18 protein-coding genes are annotated in these 19,111 nt (G+C 68.6%); 5 read left to right on the top strand and 13 right to left on the bottom strand.

What is annotated here, in order from left to right; translation table 11 throughout:
• Positions 1-12: 12 nt before the first annotated feature.
• From rpmF to ACQP06_RS10060, 3 genes are all read right to left on the bottom strand, one after another.
• Positions 13-195: a 50S ribosomal protein L32 gene (rpmF, locus tag ACQP06_RS10070; RefSeq protein WP_033088742.1), complete on the bottom strand. Its 183-nt coding sequence runs from the start codon at positions 193-195 to the stop codon at positions 13-15.
• A 2-nt stretch (positions 196-197) separates the two neighbouring features.
• Entirely contained in the window at positions 198-857 is a 660-nt protein-coding gene (locus ACQP06_RS10065; protein WP_433671966.1) for a YceD family protein, read from the bottom strand.
• Between the two features lie 106 nt (positions 858-963).
• On the bottom strand, positions 964-1,731 hold the full coding sequence (locus ACQP06_RS10060; RefSeq protein ID WP_433671965.1) for a DivIVA domain-containing protein: 768 nt from the start codon (positions 1,729-1,731) through the stop codon (positions 964-966).
• 222 nt (positions 1,732-1,953) lie between these two features.
• Here ACQP06_RS10060 and ACQP06_RS10055 point away from each other — a divergent pair, with 222 nt between their 5' ends.
• Both ACQP06_RS10055 and ACQP06_RS10050 read left to right on the top strand, forming a co-directional pair.
• The gene (locus tag ACQP06_RS10055) at positions 1,954-2,511 is read left to right on the top strand and encodes a GtrA family protein (protein ID WP_433671964.1); all 558 of its coding nucleotides are present in this window, start codon (positions 1,954-1,956) and stop codon (positions 2,509-2,511) included.
• Between the two features lie 223 nt (positions 2,512-2,734).
• Positions 2,735-3,838 carry a hypothetical protein gene (locus ACQP06_RS10050; RefSeq protein WP_433671963.1) on the top strand — a complete coding sequence of 368 codons (1,104 nt, stop codon included), beginning with the start codon at positions 2,735-2,737 and terminating at the stop codon, positions 3,836-3,838.
• 59 nt (positions 3,839-3,897) lie between these two features.
• On the opposite strand, the gene coaD is transcribed toward ACQP06_RS10050, so the two are convergent.
• On the bottom strand, positions 3,898-4,389 hold the full coding sequence (gene coaD, locus ACQP06_RS10045; RefSeq protein WP_433671962.1) for a pantetheine-phosphate adenylyltransferase: 492 nt from the start codon (positions 4,387-4,389) through the stop codon (positions 3,898-3,900).
• Between the two features lie 262 nt (positions 4,390-4,651).
• Between coaD and ACQP06_RS10040 the strand changes: the two genes are divergently transcribed.
• Positions 4,652-5,755 carry an alkaline phosphatase family protein gene (locus tag ACQP06_RS10040; protein WP_433671961.1) on the top strand — a complete coding sequence of 368 codons (1,104 nt, stop codon included), beginning with the start codon at positions 4,652-4,654 and terminating at the stop codon, positions 5,753-5,755.
• 97 nt (positions 5,756-5,852) lie between these two features.
• On the opposite strand, the gene ACQP06_RS10035 is transcribed toward ACQP06_RS10040, so the two are convergent.
• The 5 genes from ACQP06_RS10035 to ACQP06_RS10015 all read right to left on the bottom strand — a co-directional run bounded on the left by ACQP06_RS10035 (position 5,853) and on the right by ACQP06_RS10015 (position 10,149).
• Positions 5,853-6,902, bottom strand: a complete 1,050-nt coding sequence (locus ACQP06_RS10035; protein WP_433671960.1) for an ABC transporter ATP-binding protein — start codon at positions 6,900-6,902, stop codon at positions 5,853-5,855.
• The gene (modB, locus tag ACQP06_RS10030; RefSeq protein ID WP_433671959.1) at positions 6,899-7,657 is read right to left on the bottom strand and encodes a molybdate ABC transporter permease subunit; all 759 of its coding nucleotides are present in this window, start codon (positions 7,655-7,657) and stop codon (positions 6,899-6,901) included. Before modB ends, ACQP06_RS10035 begins: the two co-directional genes overlap by 4 nt.
• 88 nt (positions 7,658-7,745) lie before the next feature.
• On the bottom strand, positions 7,746-8,534 hold the full coding sequence (gene modA / locus ACQP06_RS10025) for a molybdate ABC transporter substrate-binding protein (RefSeq protein ID WP_433671958.1): 789 nt from the start codon (positions 8,532-8,534) through the stop codon (positions 7,746-7,748).
• 5 nt (positions 8,535-8,539) lie between these two features.
• Positions 8,540-8,941, bottom strand: coding sequence for a TOBE domain-containing protein (locus ACQP06_RS10020; protein WP_357097507.1), 402 nt, complete (start codon positions 8,939-8,941; stop codon positions 8,540-8,542).
• 41 nt (positions 8,942-8,982) lie between these two features.
• Positions 8,983-10,149: a molybdopterin-binding protein gene (locus ACQP06_RS10015; RefSeq protein ID WP_433671957.1), complete on the bottom strand. Its 1,167-nt coding sequence runs from the start codon at positions 10,147-10,149 to the stop codon at positions 8,983-8,985.
• 306 nt (positions 10,150-10,455) lie between these two features.
• Here ACQP06_RS10015 and ACQP06_RS10010 point away from each other — a divergent pair, with 306 nt between their 5' ends.
• Both ACQP06_RS10010 and ACQP06_RS10005 read left to right on the top strand, forming a co-directional pair.
• The gene (locus ACQP06_RS10010; RefSeq protein ID WP_433671956.1) at positions 10,456-14,649 is read left to right on the top strand and encodes a molybdopterin-dependent oxidoreductase; all 4,194 of its coding nucleotides are present in this window, start codon (positions 10,456-10,458) and stop codon (positions 14,647-14,649) included.
• Positions 14,650-14,743: 94 nt separating this feature from the next.
• Positions 14,744-15,124, top strand: a complete 381-nt coding sequence (locus ACQP06_RS10005) for a pyridoxamine 5'-phosphate oxidase family protein (RefSeq protein ID WP_433671955.1) — start codon at positions 14,744-14,746, stop codon at positions 15,122-15,124.
• Between the two features lie 20 nt (positions 15,125-15,144).
• Here ACQP06_RS10005 and ACQP06_RS10000 read toward each other — a convergent pair whose 3' ends face one another.
• The 4 genes from ACQP06_RS10000 to ACQP06_RS09985 form a co-directional block, all read right to left on the bottom strand.
• Entirely contained in the window at positions 15,145-16,176 is a 1,032-nt protein-coding gene (locus tag ACQP06_RS10000; RefSeq protein ID WP_433671954.1) for a sigma-70 family RNA polymerase sigma factor, read from the bottom strand.
• A 12-nt stretch (positions 16,177-16,188) separates the two neighbouring features.
• Complete coding sequence (locus ACQP06_RS09995) at positions 16,189-16,929, bottom strand: SDR family oxidoreductase (protein ID WP_433671953.1); 741 nt, start codon at positions 16,927-16,929, stop codon at positions 16,189-16,191.
• A 106-nt stretch (positions 16,930-17,035) separates the two neighbouring features.
• The gene (locus ACQP06_RS09990; protein ID WP_433671952.1) at positions 17,036-17,947 is read right to left on the bottom strand and encodes a hypothetical protein; all 912 of its coding nucleotides are present in this window, start codon (positions 17,945-17,947) and stop codon (positions 17,036-17,038) included.
• Complete coding sequence (locus ACQP06_RS09985) at positions 17,944-19,068, bottom strand: FAD-dependent oxidoreductase (protein WP_433671951.1); 1,125 nt, start codon at positions 19,066-19,068, stop codon at positions 17,944-17,946. Before ACQP06_RS09985 ends, ACQP06_RS09990 begins: the two co-directional genes overlap by 4 nt.
• Positions 19,069-19,111 lie beyond the last annotated feature (43 nt).

Below are 19,111 nucleotides of genomic sequence, written 5' to 3'. Positions count from 1 at the left end.
GCTATACGCGAATCAGATCGCGGAGGTGACCTGACGGCCCTTGTAGGTGCCGCAGCTCGGGCACGCGATGTGCGGCAGGGTCTGCTGACCGCAGGCGCGGTTCGGGCAGGTGATCAGGGTCGGCGCGGTGGCCTTCCACTGGCTGCGACGCGCGTGGGTGTTGGCACGGGACATCCGGCGCTTCGGAACGGCCACGACTAGCTCTCCTCTGTCTTACTTGCGGCACCGTTGTGTCCCGCAAGGGTGGAATCGGTTGATGGGTCCGACGCAGTGTCTGCATCGGTGGACTCAGCGGTGAAATTCGCGAGCCCGGCCCAGCGAGGGTCAAGTATCTCATGACCGTGGCCGGAACCCGCAATCGCCATCTTGACGCCGCATTCCGGGCACAAACCCGCGCAGTCCGGCTCGCACAGCGGCTGCAGCGGCAGCTCCATGCCGGCGCCGTCGACGATCACCGGCTCGAGGTCGATGAAATCGTCCACCAGACGCGGGATCTCGTCTTCCTCGGTGGTCTGCTCGGTCGCGCTGTCCGGGTAGGCGAACAGTTCGGTGAGGTGCAGTTCGAGCTCGTCGGTGAACGAGTCGAGGCACCGCGAGCATTCGCCCTCGATGGGAGCGGTGACCGTGCCGGTGACGAGGACGCCCTCGGACACCGACTGCAGCGTGAGATCCAGCTCGACCTCGGCGCCGGCCGGGATCGCGACGAGATCGAGGCCGATCTTCTCCGCGATCGTCACGGTGCGGCGCAGCTCGCGCATGGATCCGGGGGCGCGTCCGAGACTGCGTACGTCCAGCACGAAGCCCGCGTCCGTCAACTTGTGACGATGACGCGAACCATTACCGGAATCGGCCGACATCTTCTGAACTCACCTTCACACTGGCTGGGAATGGGCAACCACCCCACAATACCGAAAGCCCCGCTCGCGGCCCAAATGGGCCGAGGCGGGGCGATCGGGCCGTCTATCAGCGACGGAAGCCGGGCGACTCGGTGCGGAACTCGGAGGCGTAGTCCGGCACGGACGAGTCCGAACGCACCTGGTGGCGGCCGCGGCCGATGATGCGCAGGGTGTTGTGCAGGGTCTCCTCGAAGTCGGCGAGCTTGCCGTCGACGTAGTCGTCGCATTCGGAGCGCAGGCGGTCGGAGTCGGCCTGGGCGGTGTCGATGAGCCGGGCCGATTCGGCGTGGGCGGCGCGGACCACCTCGGTCTGGGAGACCAGGCGATCCTGTTCGGCCTTGCCGTCGGCGACCGAGCGGTCGTAGGAGGCCTGACCGGCGGCGGCGAGCCGGTCGGCCTCGGCGCGGGCGCGGCCGGTGAGGGAGTCGTACTCCTTCTGACCGTCGGACACCGTGCGCTCGGCCTCCTCCTCGGCCGAGGCGACCAGGTGGTCGGCGTGGGCGCGGGCCTCGGCGACCATGCGGTCGGCGTGCGCCTTGGCGTCGGCCAGGATGCGGTCGGCCTCCTCGCGGGCGGACGACACGGTGTGGTGGGCCTGGTCGTTGGCGGTCTTGACCGTGGTCTCGGCGCCGGTGCGGGCGTCGGTGACGATCTTGTCGCGGTGATCGAGCACGTCCTGGGCGTCGTCGAGCTCGCCGGGCAGCGCCTCGCGGACGTCATCGAGTAGCTCCAGCACCTCGCCGCGCGGCACGATGCAGTTTCGGGTCGGCGGGATGCCGCGGGCCTCTTCGATGATGGCCACCAGTTCGTCGAGCGCTTCGAATACCCGGTACATGTGCTACCCCACTCTCCTGCCAGGACTCACGGCGAGACTCTCCGCTTCAGCCAGTCTGCCAATCTCCGCGCTGTCAACAAGGTCCGACACGGCGTGTCGCGGGTTTTCCGCAACATGGCCTGTTTCACAGATCCGGCAGGGAAAACAAGTGGAGGAAATAGCTCCACTTGGTTTACCGTTGAGGAGCAAGACAAGTAATGGCGTGTTCGGATGGGGTAGACGATGGCTGTCCACGAGATTCCGGAGCGGGCGACGATGCCCGTGCCCGGTCTGGTGCACACCTATACCCTCGGTTCCGAAGCCTTCGCCTACGGCTCCGAGGCGCTCGCCCAGAGCACCGACACCCTGCGCGCGACCGGCGTCCGCTGGTCGGCCCGGATCGGGGCCTGGCTGCGCGGCGGCGCCGCCTTCGCGCAATTGATTCGCTTCGCCCTCGTCGGCGGCCTCAGCAATGTCGGCTACATCCTGCTGTTCCTCGCCCTCTACGGCGGCGGCGCGCAGGTGGCCAATCTGGCCGGATCCATCGTGAGCACCGCGCTCGCCAACGAGATGCACCGGCGGCTCACCTTCCAGGCCGCGGACCGGGTGCGCTGGTACACCGCGCAGATCGAGGGCGGGGCGCTGGCGCTGGCCGGGCTCGCCATCACCTCGGCGGGTCTGGCGATTCTCGAGGTCACCGCACCCGGCATGGGTGATATCGCCGAAGCCGTTGCCGTCCTGGGCATTACAGCCGTGGTCGGCACCATGCGCTTCCTCACCCTGCGGCTCTGGGTGTTCTGAGCCCCACTCCCCCACATGTTCTCCGCGAACGCGGGAACCTCTTTCGCCGCGTCGGCGTCCAAGCCAGTATCGACGACGAAAGGGGTTCCGACATGGACCGTGGGCGCGGATGCCTTGGGGGACGGCGGGATACGAGCGGACCACGGCCCCAGCGACCCCCGGGACGGGGGTGCCGATCGTGCGTGCGGCACCGGCGTCCGCGGCCGCCCCGGCAGGAGGGCTGATGACCACCATCGCGACGACCACCGCCACCGATGCGACCGTCGGCGACGCCACGGCGACCGGCTCGGCCGCATTCCCGGTGACCGGATCGACCGAGACCACCGGCCGGGCACAGGCGAGGGTCGACGGTGGACGACATTGCGGGGCACGGGAATCCCGGAAGGCGCTGCTCGCGGGGTGTGGCGCGCAGCGGGGCCCGGGACGGCAATCGGGTACCGGACCGCGGGGCAGGTCCGGGCAGCGGGTGCACGAACCGATGCCGACCGCGCTCGACCGGCGCGAGCAGCATCGGCGATTGATCGGGGCCCTGCTGCCGGAGATGGCCGCGGGCAGTGTGGTGAGCCATCAATCGGCGGCCGTGCTGTACGGGACCACCTTGTGGCGGACGCCGCTGGATCGGGTGTGCGTGACCCGCAATCGCAAGGGCGGCGGGCGGACCCGGCCGTTCGCGAAGGTCCATGGCTCGCCGGTGGATCGCGCGGTCGAGGTCGACGGACTGCCGGTCACCACCCCGGCGCGGACCGTGGTGGATCTGGCGCTGACGCTGCCGTTCGAGGCGGCGGTCGTCGCCGGTGACGCGCTGGCCGGCAGGTTCGGACTGACCACGGCCGAACTCGGCGAGGAGATCGCGAAGGCCAAGGGCCGCTACGGCATCGGCCAGGCGAAAGAGGTGATCGCCCTGCTCGACGGCCGCAGCCAGAGCATCGGGGAATCTCTCAGCCGCACCATGATCGAACGGCACGCGTTGCCGCTGCCGAGTTCCCAGGGCAATGTCTTGACCCCGGACGGCCGTTTCGTTGCGCGCGTCGACTTCTATTACGAGTCCGCGGGCGTGCTGTGCGAGTTCGACGGCCCCATCGAATACGGCCGCCTACTCCGCCCCGGCCAGGACTTCGCGGCCACCATCCACCGCGAGCGAATCCGCGAAACCTACCTGCGCGCCCTGGGTTTCGAGGTGGTCCGCTGGACCTGGGACGACCTCATCCGTGACCGTGCGGCCCGCCGCCTGCGCGCCGCCCTGTCCCGCTCGCGACCCCGCCCCGACGGCCGAATCGAGCCCGCCCCCGCAATACCTGCCCGTCCGGCCTCGATCCGCGCGTTGTGACGCGGGCACGCACCCGCTGGGCCGTATGGGGTTGCGGCCCAGGGGGATGCGGGGTTTCGTCAGGCGTTGGCTTTGCGTTCGGCGATGCGGGCCATGAGGCGCTTGTGGACGGCCGGGGGCAGCAGGTCGGCGATATCGCCGCCGAGCGTCGCCACTTCCTTGACCAGGGAGCTGGAGACGAAGCTGTAGGCGGGGTTGGTGGCGATGAAATAGGTGTCGACGCCGGTGAGCTTGCGGTTCATCTGCGCCATCTGGACTTCGTAGCCGTAGTCGGTGGCGTCGCGCAGGCCCTTGACGATCGCGGTGATGCCCTCCTGCTTGGCGAAGTCCACCAGTAGTCCGCGCCAGGATTCCACGCGCACGTTGGGCAGGTGGGCGGTCACCTCGCGGATCAGCTCCATGCGTTCCTCGACGGTGAACATCCCCTGCTTGTTGGGGTTCACCACCACGGTCACGACCACCTCGTCGAATTGCTCGGCGGCGCGGGCGATCACGTCGAGATGTCCGTTGGTCACCGGGTCGAAGGACCCGGGGCACAGTGCTCCAGCCATGGCCGCACGCTACCGCATTCCGGGGTAGCATCCGTGTCCGCCCCAAACTTCACAAAACGGACATGCCTGGTCAGCTATGGTTTTGCAACCCGGAAACTGCTCGCTTCCCGTTCGAGAACTGTTCGGTTTGCTCGCGTTGATCGTTTGCGAAACCAATTGCGAAGCTGCATCGGCAATCTCGTTCGTTACAGAAAGCAGTAAAATGTCAAGGGCATCGTTGGGTCGGAAAATCGCAGTCACCGTGGCTGCGGCGGTGAGCGCGGTGACGGCCGTGAGCGGCGTGATCGGGGCGACCGCATCGGCTGATCCGGGCGCCAAGCCGGACCATATCTTCTACATCATGATGGAGAACGAGGGCGACGCCCAGATTCTCGGCAATACCGCCGACGCTCCGTACATCAACCAGCTGGCCGCGCGCTACAACGTGTCCACCGGTTTCCACGGCGTCACCCACCCCTCGCTGCCGAACTACCTGTCCATGTTGTCCGGCGACTTCCAGGGCATCTGGGACGACTGCAAGGCCGGCGCCGACGTCAAGTGCGCCCCTGAGGAATTCGTGTCCGACTCCGGCGACGGCACCTCCGGCGCCTCGCTGACCCCGGAGCAGATCGCCAGTGCGAGCGCCAAGCCGCACATGTTCGGCGGCCGCACCCTGGTCGACGAGCTCGAGGACAAGGGCCTGTCCTGGAAGGCCTACATGGGCGCCATGCCGCAGGCCGGTTTCCAGGGCGAGTTCGCGCCCGGCAATGTCAACGGCACGACGGTGAAGCTGTACGCCGAGAAGCACAACCCGTTCATGTACTTCTCGGGCATCAATTCCCCCGGCAACGCCCGCCTGCAGAAGGTGGTGCCGTTCGAGAACAACTTCGACGCCGATCTGGCGAGCGGCAAGGTGCCGAACTTCACCTGGATCAGCCCCGACCAGTGCGATGACATGCACGGCCTGTCCCCGGCGGCCGCCGCGATCATCAACAAGCCGACCTGCGCCTACCCGGATTCCGGTGTGTCGCACGGCCCGATCCACCTCGGTGACGACTACCTGAAGGCGACCGTCACCAAGATCATGAACTCGAACACCTGGAAGACCTCCAACTCCTCCATCGTGATCGCGTGGGACGAGAACGACTACTCCGGCTTCTCCGGCGGCCCGGGCAGCCCGGTCGGCAAGAACGGCACCGTGCTCGGCGGCGGTGACGCCCCGCTGCTGGTCATCAACTCCAAGGAGGGCCCGCACCACTCGTCCGCCGACGTCATCGACCACTACTCGGTCCTGGCCACCATCGAGCAGATGTGGCACCTGGGCTGCCTGGCCAACACCTGTTCCCCGAAGACCTCTGGATCGCTGCGAGACATGTTCGCAGCCTGACTCTTACGCATTCGCGTTGCCCGTCGTGCGGTGCACGACGGGCAACGCCCAGTTCTCCCCAGGCACCGCGTGGACCGGACCGCCGTACCGGTGACGGTCAGGCCGGATAGCTGTGGATCTCGGTGGCTTTCACCGCGGCCCACAGCCGCAGACCGGGTTGCAGGCGCAGCTCGGCGACGGCCGCGGGTGTGACATCGGCGAGCACCGATGGCGTTCCGTCGAGTCGGACGCGGGTCGTGTTGGCGTGTTGTTCCACGCCCGCCACGGTGACCTGCCACGTATTGCGGGGACTGCCGGACGGCTGTTCGAGGTGCAGGCTGACCGCGGTCGGCGGGAAGGCCAGGAATACCGGGCCCGAGGCCGGGTCGGCGACGGCGAGCACGCCCCCGCCCTCGACAGACACCGAACCGTTGTCGGCGGTGCCGCGAAACAGGTTGAGGCCGACCAGGTTCGCGACATAGTCCGAACGGGGACGGCGGGCGATCTCGACCGGTGCGCCCTGTTGGACCACCGCACCGCGCTCGAGGATCACGAGCCGGTCGGCCAGCACCATGGCATCGAGCGGATCGTGGGTGACCAGCACCGTGTGCCCGGAATAGTCGCGCAGATGGTGGGCGAGATCGCTGCGCACCTGCAGCCGGGTGCTGGCGTCCAGCGCCGCGAGCGGCTCGTCGAGCAGCAGCAATTGGGGGTCGGTGGCCAAGGCGCGGGCCAACGCCACCCGTTGGGCCTGACCGCCCGAGAGCGCTCGGGGCGTGCTGTCCGCGTGGTCGGCGAGGCCGACCCGGTCCAGCCATGTCTCGGCGCGAGCGCGGGCCTCGGAACGACGCACACCCCGCGCGCGGAGACCGAAAGCCACGTTCTCGCGAGCCGAAAGGTGCTGGAACAGCAGATAATCCTGGAAGACGACGCCCACTTCGCGCCGTTCGGCGGGCAGGAAGATCGCGGGCGGCGCATCCCAGACCCGGTCGGCCACCGCGATCCGGCCGCCGGTGAGCGGCAGCAGACCGGCCAGTGCCCGCAGCGCGGTGGTCTTCCCGGCCCCATTGGGACCCAGCAGCGCGACGACCTCACCGGGTTCGACGGTCAGGTCGACGTCGAGGCGGAATCGGTCCCGCTCGACACGGAGTTCGGCGTGCAGTGTCACACCGCACCTCGAATCCAGCGTTCCCGCAGCGCGACCAGCACACCGACCGACACCACGAGTAGCACCAGGCTGAGCACGATCGCGGCGTCCGGATCGGTCTCCAGCGCGAGATAGACCGCGAGCGGCATGGTCGTCGTCTTGCCGGGGAAGTTGCCCGCGAAGGTGATGGTCGCGCCGAACTCGCCGAGCGCCCGGGCCCAGCACAGGACACCGCCCGCGATCACCCCCGGCAGTACCGCGGGCAAGGTGACACGACGGAAGGTGTACCAGGGGGACGCACCCAGAGTGGCGGCCGCCTCCTCATACCGGGTATCGGCGGCCCGCAGCGCGCCTTCGACCGAGATCACCAGAAAGGGCATGGCCACGAACGCCTCCGCGACGACGACCCCCGGCGTGGTGAACGGCAGCGACACCCCGAACCAGTCGTACAGGTATTGCCCGAACAGCCCTCTGCGGCCGAAGACCAGCAGCAGCGCGACACCGCCGACCACCGGGGGCAGCACCAGCGGAACGGTCACCAGCGCCCGGATCAGCCCGCGTCCCGGCACGTTCCCGCGGGCCAGCAGCCAGGCCAGCGGGATCCCCAGCACGAGACAGATCACCGTCGCCAGGCTCGCGCACAGCAGTGAGAGCCGTAGTGCCCGAGCGACTTCGGCGCTGAAGAGCCGTGTGGTCAGCGTCGGCCAGGGAGCGCGCACCAGCAGCCCGATCAGCGGTGCGATCAGGAAGGCCAGCGCGCACACGGCGGGCAGCACGAGGGCGAGCGGACGTCGCCCTCGTGCTGCCCGCCGACGCGTTCCGGCTCGCGTCACCGACGCGACCCGGAACGGGTGAGGGGACGCCTCACGGGGTTTCGAATCCGGCGGCGGCGAAGACCTGCTTGGCCTGGGCCGACTTGATGTAGTCGACGAACGCCGCGGCGGCGGCCGCGTTGGGGGCCTTGGCCAGCGGCGCGATCGGATAGGCGTTGACGGCCTTGGCCGACTCCGGGAAGTCGATGCCCTCGACCTTGTCGCCCGCGGCCTTCACATCGGTGCGGTACACGAGTGCGCCGTCCACCTCGCCGAGGGTGACCTTGGTGAGCACGGCCTTCACGTCCTGCTCCCGGGTGTCGGGCTGCGGGGTGATGCCGGCGGCTTCGAAGACCTTCTTGGCGGCCGCGCCGCAGGGCACCTGCTCGGCGCACAGCGCCAGCTTGGGCTCGGACTTGCCGAAGTCGGCGAGCCCGGTGATGTGGCCCGGATTGCCCTTGGGCACGGCGATTTCCAAGCGGTTGCTGACGAAGGTGGCGGGCGTGCCGGTGACGTCACCGGCGTCGACGACCTGCTGCATGTTGGCGGGTGCGGCCGAGGCGAACACGTCGGCGGGCGCCCCCTGCTTGATCTGCTCGGCCAGCGCGGAGCTGGCCCCGAAGCTGTAGACCACCTTGACACCCTGGTGCGCGGCCTCGAAATCCTTGCCCAGCTTGGTGAACGTCTCGGTCAGCGACGCCGCCGCGAACACGGTCACCGTGCCGGTGACCTGATCCGATCCGGCCGGGGTGTCCTTCTTGTCGTCGGAGCCACAACCGGCCAGACCGGCGGTGACTGCGAGCACGGCGGCGACCGCGCCGAGGCGACGGAATGTCTTCATCCTCATCAACTTTCTGGTATTTCGACCACGACGTGGGTCGATTTCACCGAGGCGACGGCGACGCTGCCGACCTCGAGTCCGAGTTCGTCGACCGATTCCCGGCTCAGCAGCGATACCAGCCGGAACGGCCCGGCCTGCATCTCGACCTGGGCCATCACCGTGTCCTTGACGATGCGGGTCACGATCCCCCGCATCCGGTTGCGCGCCGAGACCGCGACGGTGACGCCCGGCTCCGGAGTTTCCGCGGACATGCTGCGCAGCAACTCCGCCAGATCCTGTCCGCGCACGCCCAGCCGGCCGTTGTCGAGCCGGACCGACTGCAGCCGTCCCTGGTCGATCCAGCGGCGCACGGTGTCATCACTGACACTCATCAGCGCGGCGGCTTCACTGATCCGCAAGTTCGTCACGATAGGCAGCATATTGCCGAATCTGCGGGACGCAAGCGGTATCACCGGGGCAACGGCAACAATTCGACCAGGGCGCCGCGCCCGGCTCCCGGCGGCAGCAGAGCCAGGGCGTCGGCGTGCAGCAGATTCGCCAGATGCGCGGTTCCGGCTACGCCGTTGGCACGCCACACGCCGCCCTCGACCTGGCGTGCGGGGACGATGCGAAGGAGGTCGGCGGGGGCCGCGGCATCGGCGATCCGGCCCCACAGCGCCGGGGAGTCCCGCCGGTCGGTCAGCGCGCGTACCAGCGCGGGACCGGTCACCAGGGTGGCCGCGATCGCGGCGAGTGGATTGCCCGGCAGGGCGAGCAGGGTACGGCCATCGGGTAGCCGGGCCACCAGATGAGAACCGCCCGGGCGCATGCGCGCCCCGTCGAAGATGACGTGGGCGCCGATCTCGGCCAGGACCTCGCGCAGGTGATCGGCGACGCCACGCCCGGTCGCTCCGACCGTGACGGCGAGTTCGGCGTCGGTGTCGAGCTCGAACCAGGTGCGCAGCAGCGCGCGGTCGTCGGGCAGCCGGGTCAGGCGGCCCATGCCGATGTCACAGTGCCGCAGATAGAGCGGCAGCACCGCACCGAGCGCGTCACGGACCTGCCCGGGCGCGAGCTCCCCCGGGCCTCGAATCTCGTCTCCCGTGATGAGCACATCGGCGCGCAATGGACCGCGCACCATGGCGATCGGGGTTTCGGCGCTCTGCGCCACCGAGATCACCGCGGCGTCCACCCGGACCCGCGCCGGCGTCAATTCGTCACCGTCGGACCAGGATTCGCCGCGCAGCCGCATGTCGTTGCGATGCGGCACGCCCGGTGCGAGCACGACCGTGGCCTGTCCCCCGATCCGCTCGATGTGCGCGTGCTCCGACCGCACCACCGCCGTGGCGCCGACGGGCGTCAGCGCGCCGGTCGAGATGCGAACGGCCTCACCGTCGGCGAGTGCGATCCGGGATCGCCGCCCGGCGATGCAGGTCCCGATCAGCAGTCGCCAGCGCGGCCCGCGGCCACCCACGGCGAACCCGTCCATGGCCGCGGTGTCGGCCGCCGGCAATGCCGCCGTCGCGGCCAACGGCTCGGCCAGTGTCGCACCCACGGCATCCGCCAGGACGGCGTATCGCGACGGAATCGCGGTCAGCGCCGAACGCAACACGGCATCGATCCCGTCCACGGTCACAGCGGATCCGCTGACTGGCTCGATGGATCGGGATCGCAGGGTGCTCACGCATCCGCCCTTCACATGTCGGCGACTTTTTCATAATCCTCAATTACGGAGATTTCACCTGTCTTGCTCCGTAGTTGCTTGTCTGTTGCCGCCTTCTCACCCTCATTCGCGGTTGGCTGTGCGGGCCGGAAGAACGCACAGACGGGCCCGCGCCGCGGAGAGGCGAACGTAACCACTCACGTGACCGGGCGGTAACAGCCCGTTCCTAGCGTGAAGAACACGGACCGAGAGCAGGGCGAGGCGAAGGGGAGAACTGCGGTGGCGGCAACCGATTCCGGAGCGGCGACAGGCACGGTGCGCACGGTGTGCTCGTACTGCGGCGTGGGATGCGGGATCGCACTCGAACTCGACACCGGACCGGACGGCAACCGGATCCGAAAAGCCGCCGGGGACAAGGCACATCCGGCCAACGCGGGCCGGCTGTGCACCAAGGGCGGCAGTCATGCCGACCTGATGGCCGCCGACGGCAGGATGACCACCGCGCTCGTGCGCGCCGAGCGCGGGATGCCGCCGGAGCCGACTCCGCTCGACACCGCGATCACCGCGACCGCCGCTCGCCTGCGCGGCCTGATCGACGAACACGGCCCGGACGCGGTCGCCTTCTACGTGTCGGGTCAAATGACCCTGGAAGCACAGTATTTGGCGAACAAGCTGGCCAAGGGGTTCATCGGAACCAATCAGATCGAATCCAACTCGCGACTGTGCATGGCCAGTGCGGGCAGCGGCTACAAACTCTCCCTCGGCGCGGACGGTCCGCCGGGTTCCTACGACGATTTCGACCACGCGGACGTGTTCTTCGTCATCGGCGCGAACATGGCCGACTGCCACCCGATCCTGTTCCTGCGCATGATGGATCGGGTCAAGGCGGGCGCGAAATTGATCGTGGTCGATCCGCGCCGCAATGCCACCGCCGACAAGGCCGATCTGTTCCTGCAGATCAAGCCGGGCACCGATCTGGCTCTCCTGAACGGGCTGCTGCACCTGCTGATCGAGAACGGCCACACCGACCCGGACTTCATCGCCGAGTTCACCGAGGGCTGGGAGGCGATGACGGATTTCGCGCGCGACTACCCGCCCGCCGCCGTCGCCGAGATCACCGGGCTCCCCGCCGACGACATCCGCCGCGCCGCCGAACTGATCGGCACGGCCGGTGAGTGGATGAGCTGCTGGACGATGGGCCTCAACCAGTCCACCCACGGCACCTGGAACACCAACGCCCTGGTCAACCTGCACCTCGCGACCGGGGCCATCTGCCGTACCGGCAGCGGCCCGTTCTCGCTCACCGGCCAGCCCAATGCGATGGGCGGGCGGGAGATGGGCTACATGGGACCGGGGCTGCCCGGGCAGCGGTCGGTTCTGGTCGACCAGGACCGGGAGTTCATCGAGCAACTGTGGCAACGCCCGCCGGGCACGCTGCGCACCGATGTCGGCACGGGCACCATCGACATGTTCACCAGGATGGCGGCCGGTGAGATCAAGGCCTGCTGGATCATCTGCACCAATCCCGTTGCCACCGTGGCCAATCGGAAGACCGTCCTGGCGGGGCTGGAAGCCGCGGAACTGGTGATCACCCAGGACGTCTTCGCCGAGACCGAGACCAACGCCTACGCCGACGTCATCCTGCCCGCCACCCTGTGGGTCGAAGGTGAAGGCGTGATGATCAACTCCGAGCGCAACCTCACCCTGGTCCGGAAATCGATTCCGGCGCGGGGAGAGGCGCTCCCGGACTGGCAGCTCATCGCCCGCATCGCCTGTGCCATGGGGTATTCCGACGCCTTCACCTACGGCGACTCGGAGGAGATCTTCGAGGAGATCAAGCACACCTGGAACCCGAAGACCGAATACGACCTGCGCGGAGCCACCTACGATCGGCTGCGCGAGGGCCCGCTGCAATGGCCGATCGCGCCGGACGGACCGGCGCGCAACCCGATTCGCTACCGCAATGACGGCATCAGCCGGCCGCGACAGGTTCGCGAGGACGGCGCCACGCCGCGCCTGTGGTTTCCGACCGCCTCCGGCCGCGCGGTGTTCTTCCCCCGCCCCCACCTGCCCGCCGCCGAACTGCCCGACGACGACTACCCGTTCGTGCTCAACACCGGCCGGGTCCAGCACCAGTGGCACACCCTGACCAAGACGGGCCGCGTCGCCAAGCTCAACAAGCTCAATCCCGGGCCGTTCCTCGAGATCCACCCCGAGGACGCGGCGAAACTCACCGTCGCCGAGGGCGATTGGGTCGAAGTGGCTTCACGGCGCGGCCGCGCCGTCTTGCCGGCCGTGGTCACCGATCGCGTGCGGGTCGGCACCACCTTCGCCCCGTTCCACTGGAACGACCTGTTCGGCGAGTACCTGACCGTCAACGCCGTCACCAACGACGCAGTGGACCCGATCTCGTTTCAACCGGAGTTCAAGGTCTGCGCGGTCACCCTGGCCAAGGTCGCCGCCCCGATCCGGCCCGAACCCGCCGCGACCCCCGAACCCGTGGCGATCGCGCCGACCGCACCCGCTGCGCTCGTGTCGGTGCGAACCGATGATCGGGCGCTGGCCGCGGCCGCGGTGCTCGGTATCGCCGACCTCGGCGCGCCTGCCCTGACGGACCTCGAATCCTCTTATCTGTCAGGGTTTCTCGCGGGGGTGCGGCAGACCGGGGACGCCGAGGTGATGCCCGCCGTCCCGGCGGCGAATCCGCTGCGCCCCACCGTCACGGCCTGGGTCGACGGCCTGCTCGCGGGCATGTTCACACCGCACGCCCGCATCAGCCCGGCGGGTTCGCTCGCGACGATCGCACCCGCGACTGCCCGGTCTGCCGAACCGGCGACGCCGGAAGCCGCCACACCGACCCGCCCACTGCTGATCCTGTGGGCCTCGCAGACCGGCAATGCGGAGGATTTCGCCACCGGAACTCTCACCGACACGCTGACCGCGCGCGAGCTGACCCCGGTCGTACACGCCATGGATGCGATCTCCGCCGCCGATCTGCCTCGCGCGGCCGACCTCATCGTCGTGAGCAGCACCTTCGGCGATGGCGGCGCCCCGGACAATGGAGCGGGATTCTGGGACTCCCTCACCGCACTGTCCGAATCCGCCTTCGCCGGAACACGATTCGCGGTGCTGGCCTTCGGGGACTCGAACTACGACGCGTTCTGCGGCCACGGCCGACGTCTCGACGACCGGTTGGCCGAACTCGGCGCCGAACGGCTGGTCCCCCGCGTCGACTGTGAACCGGACTTCGACGACTCCGCTGCGGCCTGGCTCGAACAGCTCCTCCCCGCCCTCACCGTTCCCACCGGCGGCGAGACGACCGCGGCGCCGGCTCCCGCGCCGACCGTCACCGCGCGCCCGGAATCCGGCGGACCATCCGGCCGGCTGGTGGGCAATCGGCTGCTGAGCCTGCCCGGCGCTCAGAAGGAGGTCCGCCAGTTCAGCTTCGACCTGACCGGCACCGATCTGAGCTACGACGTCGGCGATGCCCTCGGCGTGCGGCCGTTCAACGATCTGGGGCTGGTGTGGGAGTTCCTGGCGGTCACCGGACTCGATCCCGCCGCCGTGGTCGAGGTCCCGAAGGTCGGCCCCGTGCCGCTGTCCATCGCGCTGGAGGAACATCTCGACCTGACCAAGGTGACGCCGGACCTGCTGAAGTACCTGGCCGAATGCACGGCCGATCCCTATCTGCGCACCTTGCTACGCCAGGACAACAAGGGCGAGTTGGCCAAATGGCTGTGGGGTCGGCAGCCGGTCGACATCGCCGCTGACTATCCGGTGCCCGCCGACCCGCAACGGTGGGCCGACATGTTCAAACGCATTCAACCGCGCCTGTATTCGATCTCGTCGAGCCCGTTGGCGGACCCGGCAATCGTGCGCACCACCGTCTCGGTCATCCGCTATCCCGGTCCGACGGGCCGACCTCGGGGCGGGCTTTGCTCGGCGTATCTCGCCGACGCCGAGCAGGATCAGCCCCTGGCGCTGCACGTCCAGCGTTCGCCGCACTTCCGCCCGCCCGACGATCCGGCCGTGGCCGCCATCATGATCGGCCCCGGAACCGGCGTCGCGCCGTTCGTCGGCTTTCTCGAACACCGGCGGGCGCGCGGCGACCACGCCCCCAACTGGCTCTTCTTCGGTGAACAGCACCACGCCACCGACTTCTACTATCGCGACGAACTCGAACAGCTCCAGGGGCAGGGCGTCCTGACCCACCTCGATCTCGCCTTCTCCCGCGACCAGCGCGCCAAGGTGTACGTCCAGGACCGCATGCGCGAACACGGTGCGCGACTGTGGCATTGGATCGATTCCGGCGCCCACTTCTACGTCTGCGGCGACGCCTCCCGCATGGCCAAGGACGTCGATCTCGCCTTGCGGGAGATCATCGCCCATCACGGCAACCTGGACACCGATGACGCCGACGCCTACGTCAAGAAGCTCGCGGCCGAGAAGCGGTACGTCCGCGACGTGTACTGACGAACAACCTCATCTACGGAGATCACCGCCCGGAAGTCACTCATTCACGGAACAATCCGCCCGATCGTCCCGAAATCTCGACTACCCTGGACGAATGAGCGAGCAGGATTTCCCTCCCGAGCTGGCCGCGATCGTCGGCCGATACGAACTCGCTTTCCTGGTCAGCATCGGGGATCTGGGACCGCACACCACGCCCCAGCATCCGATCCTCAACGGCAACCGCTTCCAGATCACCGCACCCGGACCCGCGACCTGCCGCAACATCTCGACCCACCCCGCGGTGACCCTGCTCTGGCCACCGGTCGAGCCCGATGGCCACGTGCTGATCATCGACGGCCACGCGGTCCTGCGCGACCACACCTTGGACGTCATCCCGACCCACGCCATCCTCCATCACACCGGTACGCAGGACATGAGCCGGCGTTGCGCCGACTGCCGCCGTTTCCACCTCGCACCTCCGTACGCGCTGAGCTGAACCACATACCCTGTGCCGATTCAGGTTTCGACCGCGACCGGGAAGCCGAAGGCCGGGACCAGGGACGGGTCGTTGAAGGCGGTGATGCGAGCGACGCGTGAGCCGATCAGGGTGAGCACCTGGATGCCGTACGCGTCGTAGCGGCCCGTGGGGGCGCGTTTGTAGACGACGAAGGCGGGCTGCCCGTTCGCGCGGGCCGGGAGCATGCGCCACAGGCCCGGAGTCAGGATGCGGGCGGTGAGGAAGCCCGCTACCGCGTCGCGGCCGGTGAACCAGGTTGGGGTGGGCGGCATTTCCATTTCGACGTCGGCGCGCAGCAGGGCGACCAGGGCGGCGTGGTCGGCGCTGGTGAAAGCGGTGACATAATCGTCGAGCAGGCGGCGTCGCACACGTTCGTCGGGTTCGGCCAGGTCGGTGGCGACCGGGCCGGCCTGGGCCAGGCGAGATCTGGCGCGACGCAGGGCGCTGTCGACGGCGGTCGGGGTGGTGTCGAGGATGGCGGCGACTTCGGTGGATCGGAAGGCGAGGACGTCGCGGAGGGTGAGCACCGCGCGCTGGCGGGCGGGCAGCAGTTGCAGGGCCGCGATGAAGGCCAGGCGGATGCCTTCGCGGCCGGTCACGATGGCGGCCGGGTCGTCGAATCCGAATACCGCGTCGGGTGCGGGTTGCAGCCACGGCACCGTGGGCTCGCGGGCGGCGACCGCCACCCGGTGATCGTCCTCGGGCGCGCCCAGCCCGGACGGCAGCGGTCTGCGCGCCCGGCCTTCCAACGCGGTCAGGCACGCCATGGTGGCTATCTTGTACAGCCAGTGCCGCACCGAGGACCGGCCCTCGAACCCGCCGTAGCCCCGCCAGGCCCGCAGGTAGGTCTCCTGTACCAGGTCCTCGGCGTCCTGCACCGATCCGAGCATCCGGTAGCAGTGCGCGAGCAGCTCGGGCCGGAATCTCTCGGTGAGAGAACCGAATTCACGCTCGGCCGGGCGTTCGGTCTCGGCGGGTCGTTCGGTCTCGGCGGGCATGGCCGCTACTCCTGCCGGTGCGCTGATGGTCATGGTCGCGCCACCTCAGCCGATCTGCCGCAGCCCGGCGCCGCTCACCAAGTATTCCGCCGCGCTCCCCGGATCCCCGGCAAGTTCGAGCACGGCTTTTCCCACCTGTTCGGGTGTGAGCGCGGGCCCCATCTCCGCGAGATAGGTATCGACGTCGATGCCCTGCCGAGCGGCGTACCCCCCGACCGCCATCGCACCGAGCCCGGTGGCCGGGGTCAGCCGCGGCAGCAGGGCCGTGAACCGAATCCCGAGCCCCGCCCGCTCCGACTCCTCCGCCGCATAGGTCCGAATGAACCGGATCGCCGACTTGGCCCCGGCGTATCCGCCGCTCAACGGCGACCCGTTCAGCGCGGCCCCGCTCGACACGGCGATCACCACACTGCCCGGCGCCAAGGGTTCCCGCAGTGCGGCTCCGGTCCACACGAACGCGTGCTTCGTATCGGTCTCCCAGTTGCGGCTGAAGCTCTCCCAGCTCTGCTCGTGTATCGGTGCCAGCGGCGGCGTCGCCCCTGCGTTGAGCACCAACACCTCCGGCCGGCACTCGCGAATCACCCGCTGCGCCAGCGCTTCCTCGGTGGCATCACCGGTGACGGGCACGAACGCCGCACCGAGCTCGCCCGCTACCTCCCCCAGCGCCTGCCCGTCACGGGCGATCCCGATGACCCGCATCCCCGAGGCGACGAGCGCGGCGGCGATCCCCCGCCCGAATCCCCGGCTCGCACCCGTGACCACCGCGGTCTGCTTCGAATCCGTCATCACTCACTCCCAACTCCGGTCTGTTCCTGTCAGGTATTCAGACCAGCGGGCGGCGAGAAATCCGTCGGGTGTCAGCCCGAAATTTCACAAACAGGTCGGTCGACCCTCAGGACTGGGGTACCGGGAGGTCGTCGAGGTGGATGCGGTTCTGGATGAAGCCGGTGAGCCAGACGTCGTCGAGGGTGGTGTTGTGCTCGGCGGGGATCATGCCGGGTTCGGCGTCGGGGATGACGGGGCGTTCGCTCATGATGGCGCGGCCGAGCAGGTGCGAGCCGTCCCAGGTCTGGCGGATGCCGAAGCCGGCGTGGATGTCGCGGAAGGTCTGCATGTGCGGGAATATCTCCGAGCAGCTCGGCTCGGTGCCGTCGGCGCGGGTGAAGTTGACGAACAGTCGATTCGTTCGCATGCCGACCTCGGCGTTGTAGACATGCGCGACGCTCGCGAGATCGACCAGGACGATGGGCGTGGTGATCGTCGAGGGGCTGGTGCCCGTGTCCAAGGGGAATATCGAATACAACCAGCGCAATTCACGTCCGGCTTGGGTGACGTGATAGTGATGCCACGTTTTTCGCAGCGGGGCGAGCTGCTGTTCGTCGGACACGAACCGCGCGGACAGGGAACCGGCCAAGGTATTGCGGATGGTGTCGTGGGATGCCCGGGCGGAGCCGCCGATCCCGTCGGCGACATCGGTCATCCGCTCGGTGATGGCCGTCAGAACCCGCGAGTTCTCGGCGACCACATCGGACATCATGCGCGAGACCGCGCTGAGGCCGCGTTCGACGTTGGTGCGGGAGAACAGATCCTGCATCGACGCGCCGACGATGCCGCCGCCCACCGCGGTCAGCGCCCCGGCGATGATGGTGTCGATCGGAGCGACGACCTTGCCGCCGGAACTCGAGATGATGCCCCACATCGAGCCCAGGACGGTGACGAGGATTCCGATGATCAGCGTGACTTTGGCGGCGGTATTGCTGCTCACCGGCAGTTCCGGTGGAGGCTGCGGAGTCGGGGTGGTCATGGCTGCGCCTCGGTGGAGGTGGCGGACAGCTGGAAGCGGGGAACCGGCGCCGCGTCGGTGCAGGCGAGCTGCGCGGCCAGGTAGCCGCTGGTGATGGTGAATTTGAAGCCGTGCCCGGAGCAGGCGCTGAGCAGCACGGCCGAGCGGCCCGGCAGGCGGTCGATCACGAAATCCTTGGCCGCCGTATTGGTGTAGTGGCAGGTCCGGACTTCGCGAAGGGTGAGTTGCCGGGAGTTCAGCGCCAGCCGTTCCCTCAGGTACTCGAGTTGCACATCGACCGATGCCTTCAGTTCCGCGTCCTCGATCGGCTGGTCGGCGTCCACGATGGTCGCGGGCTCGTGGACGCCCATGATCTGTAAACCGTTGCCCGCGTTGACCATCCCGTACCACTCGTCGGCCGTGACGTCCATCCAGCTGCACCCGTGACCGCCCGCGATGGGCTCGGTCGATTCGCAGACGATCTGATATTGGCGGGTAACCGTGATTCGAGCGGCGGCAGCAAGCGCGAATCGCCCGAATTGTCCACCAGCGGCGATGATTACGCGATCCACGGGTACGGGCCCGTCCGATGTCACCACGGTGACGGAGCCGCCCGTCTCGTCGATCGCCGACACGGCGGCCTTCTCGCGCAGGGTCACGCCGAGCGCATTCGCCCGGACCGCGAGCGCGCGCAGCACCGATGCCGGGGTCATCATCCCGGCATTGCGTTCGTAGACGCCGATTTCCCCGGCCCGCAGGTGCAATCCGGTCCGCGCGGCCGACTCACCGCCGGTGAGGATTTCGCAGTCCTGACCCGACCGTTCGAGCGATTCGATGACCGCGTCGGTCCCCGATTCCCCGCCGATCCCGAAGTGCAGCATCCCGCACAGATCGATCAACGGCATTCCGGTGTCGTGCTCGAGCCGCTCCCAGCGTGGCCGGGTATCGCGCATCAGCTCGGCGTAGAACGGGTCCGAATATCCGAACCTGATGATCTTCGACCGGCCCGCGGAGGCCGCGGCGTCCGCGCCGATGGTGCTCCGATCGAATCCGATGACCGACCACCCGGTTTCCGCTGCCGCCACGCACGCGGACAGGCCCGCGGCCCCGAGGCCGATGACGGCGACGCGTCCTGTGTGCACCGCTCGAACCCCCTCACCGCGATCGCTCACCCCGAGGTGATTC

The organism is Nocardia sp. CA-136227, assembly GCF_050955695.1.
In the GTDB taxonomy this organism is placed as follows: domain Bacteria; phylum Actinomycetota; class Actinomycetes; order Mycobacteriales; family Mycobacteriaceae; genus Nocardia.
The sequence above is the reverse complement of the archived record's forward strand: the minus strand, read 5'-3'. Positions and strand labels throughout refer to the sequence as shown.

Bases quoted from the DNA above. Each gene is read 5' to 3' on its own strand.
- ACQP06_RS10065 (WP_433671966.1), bottom strand. From the start codon at position 857: ATGTCGGCCGATTCCGGTAATGGTTCGCGTCATCGTCACAAGTTGACG.
- ACQP06_RS09990 (WP_433671952.1), bottom strand. From the start codon at position 17,947: ATGACCACCCCGACTCCGCAGCCTCCACCGGAACTGCCGGTGAGCAGC.
- ACQP06_RS10050 (WP_433671963.1), top strand. From the start codon at position 2,735: ATGACCACCATCGCGACGACCACCGCCACCGATGCGACCGTCGGCGAC.
- coaD (WP_433671962.1), bottom strand. From the start codon at position 4,389: ATGGCTGGAGCACTGTGCCCCGGGTCCTTCGACCCGGTGACCAACGGA.
- ACQP06_RS10000 (WP_433671954.1), bottom strand. From the start codon at position 16,176: ATGACCATCAGCGCACCGGCAGGAGTAGCGGCCATGCCCGCCGAGACC.
- ACQP06_RS10060 (WP_433671965.1), bottom strand. From the start codon at position 1,731: ATGTACCGGGTATTCGAAGCGCTCGACGAACTGGTGGCCATCATCGAA.
- ACQP06_RS10005 (WP_433671955.1), top strand. From the start codon at position 14,744: ATGAGCGAGCAGGATTTCCCTCCCGAGCTGGCCGCGATCGTCGGCCGA.
- ACQP06_RS10055 (WP_433671964.1), top strand. From the start codon at position 1,954: ATGGCTGTCCACGAGATTCCGGAGCGGGCGACGATGCCCGTGCCCGGT.
- ACQP06_RS09995 (WP_433671953.1), bottom strand. From the start codon at position 16,929: ATGACGGATTCGAAGCAGACCGCGGTGGTCACGGGTGCGAGCCGGGGA.
- modA (WP_433671958.1), bottom strand. From the start codon at position 8,534: ATGAAGACATTCCGTCGCCTCGGCGCGGTCGCCGCCGTGCTCGCAGTC.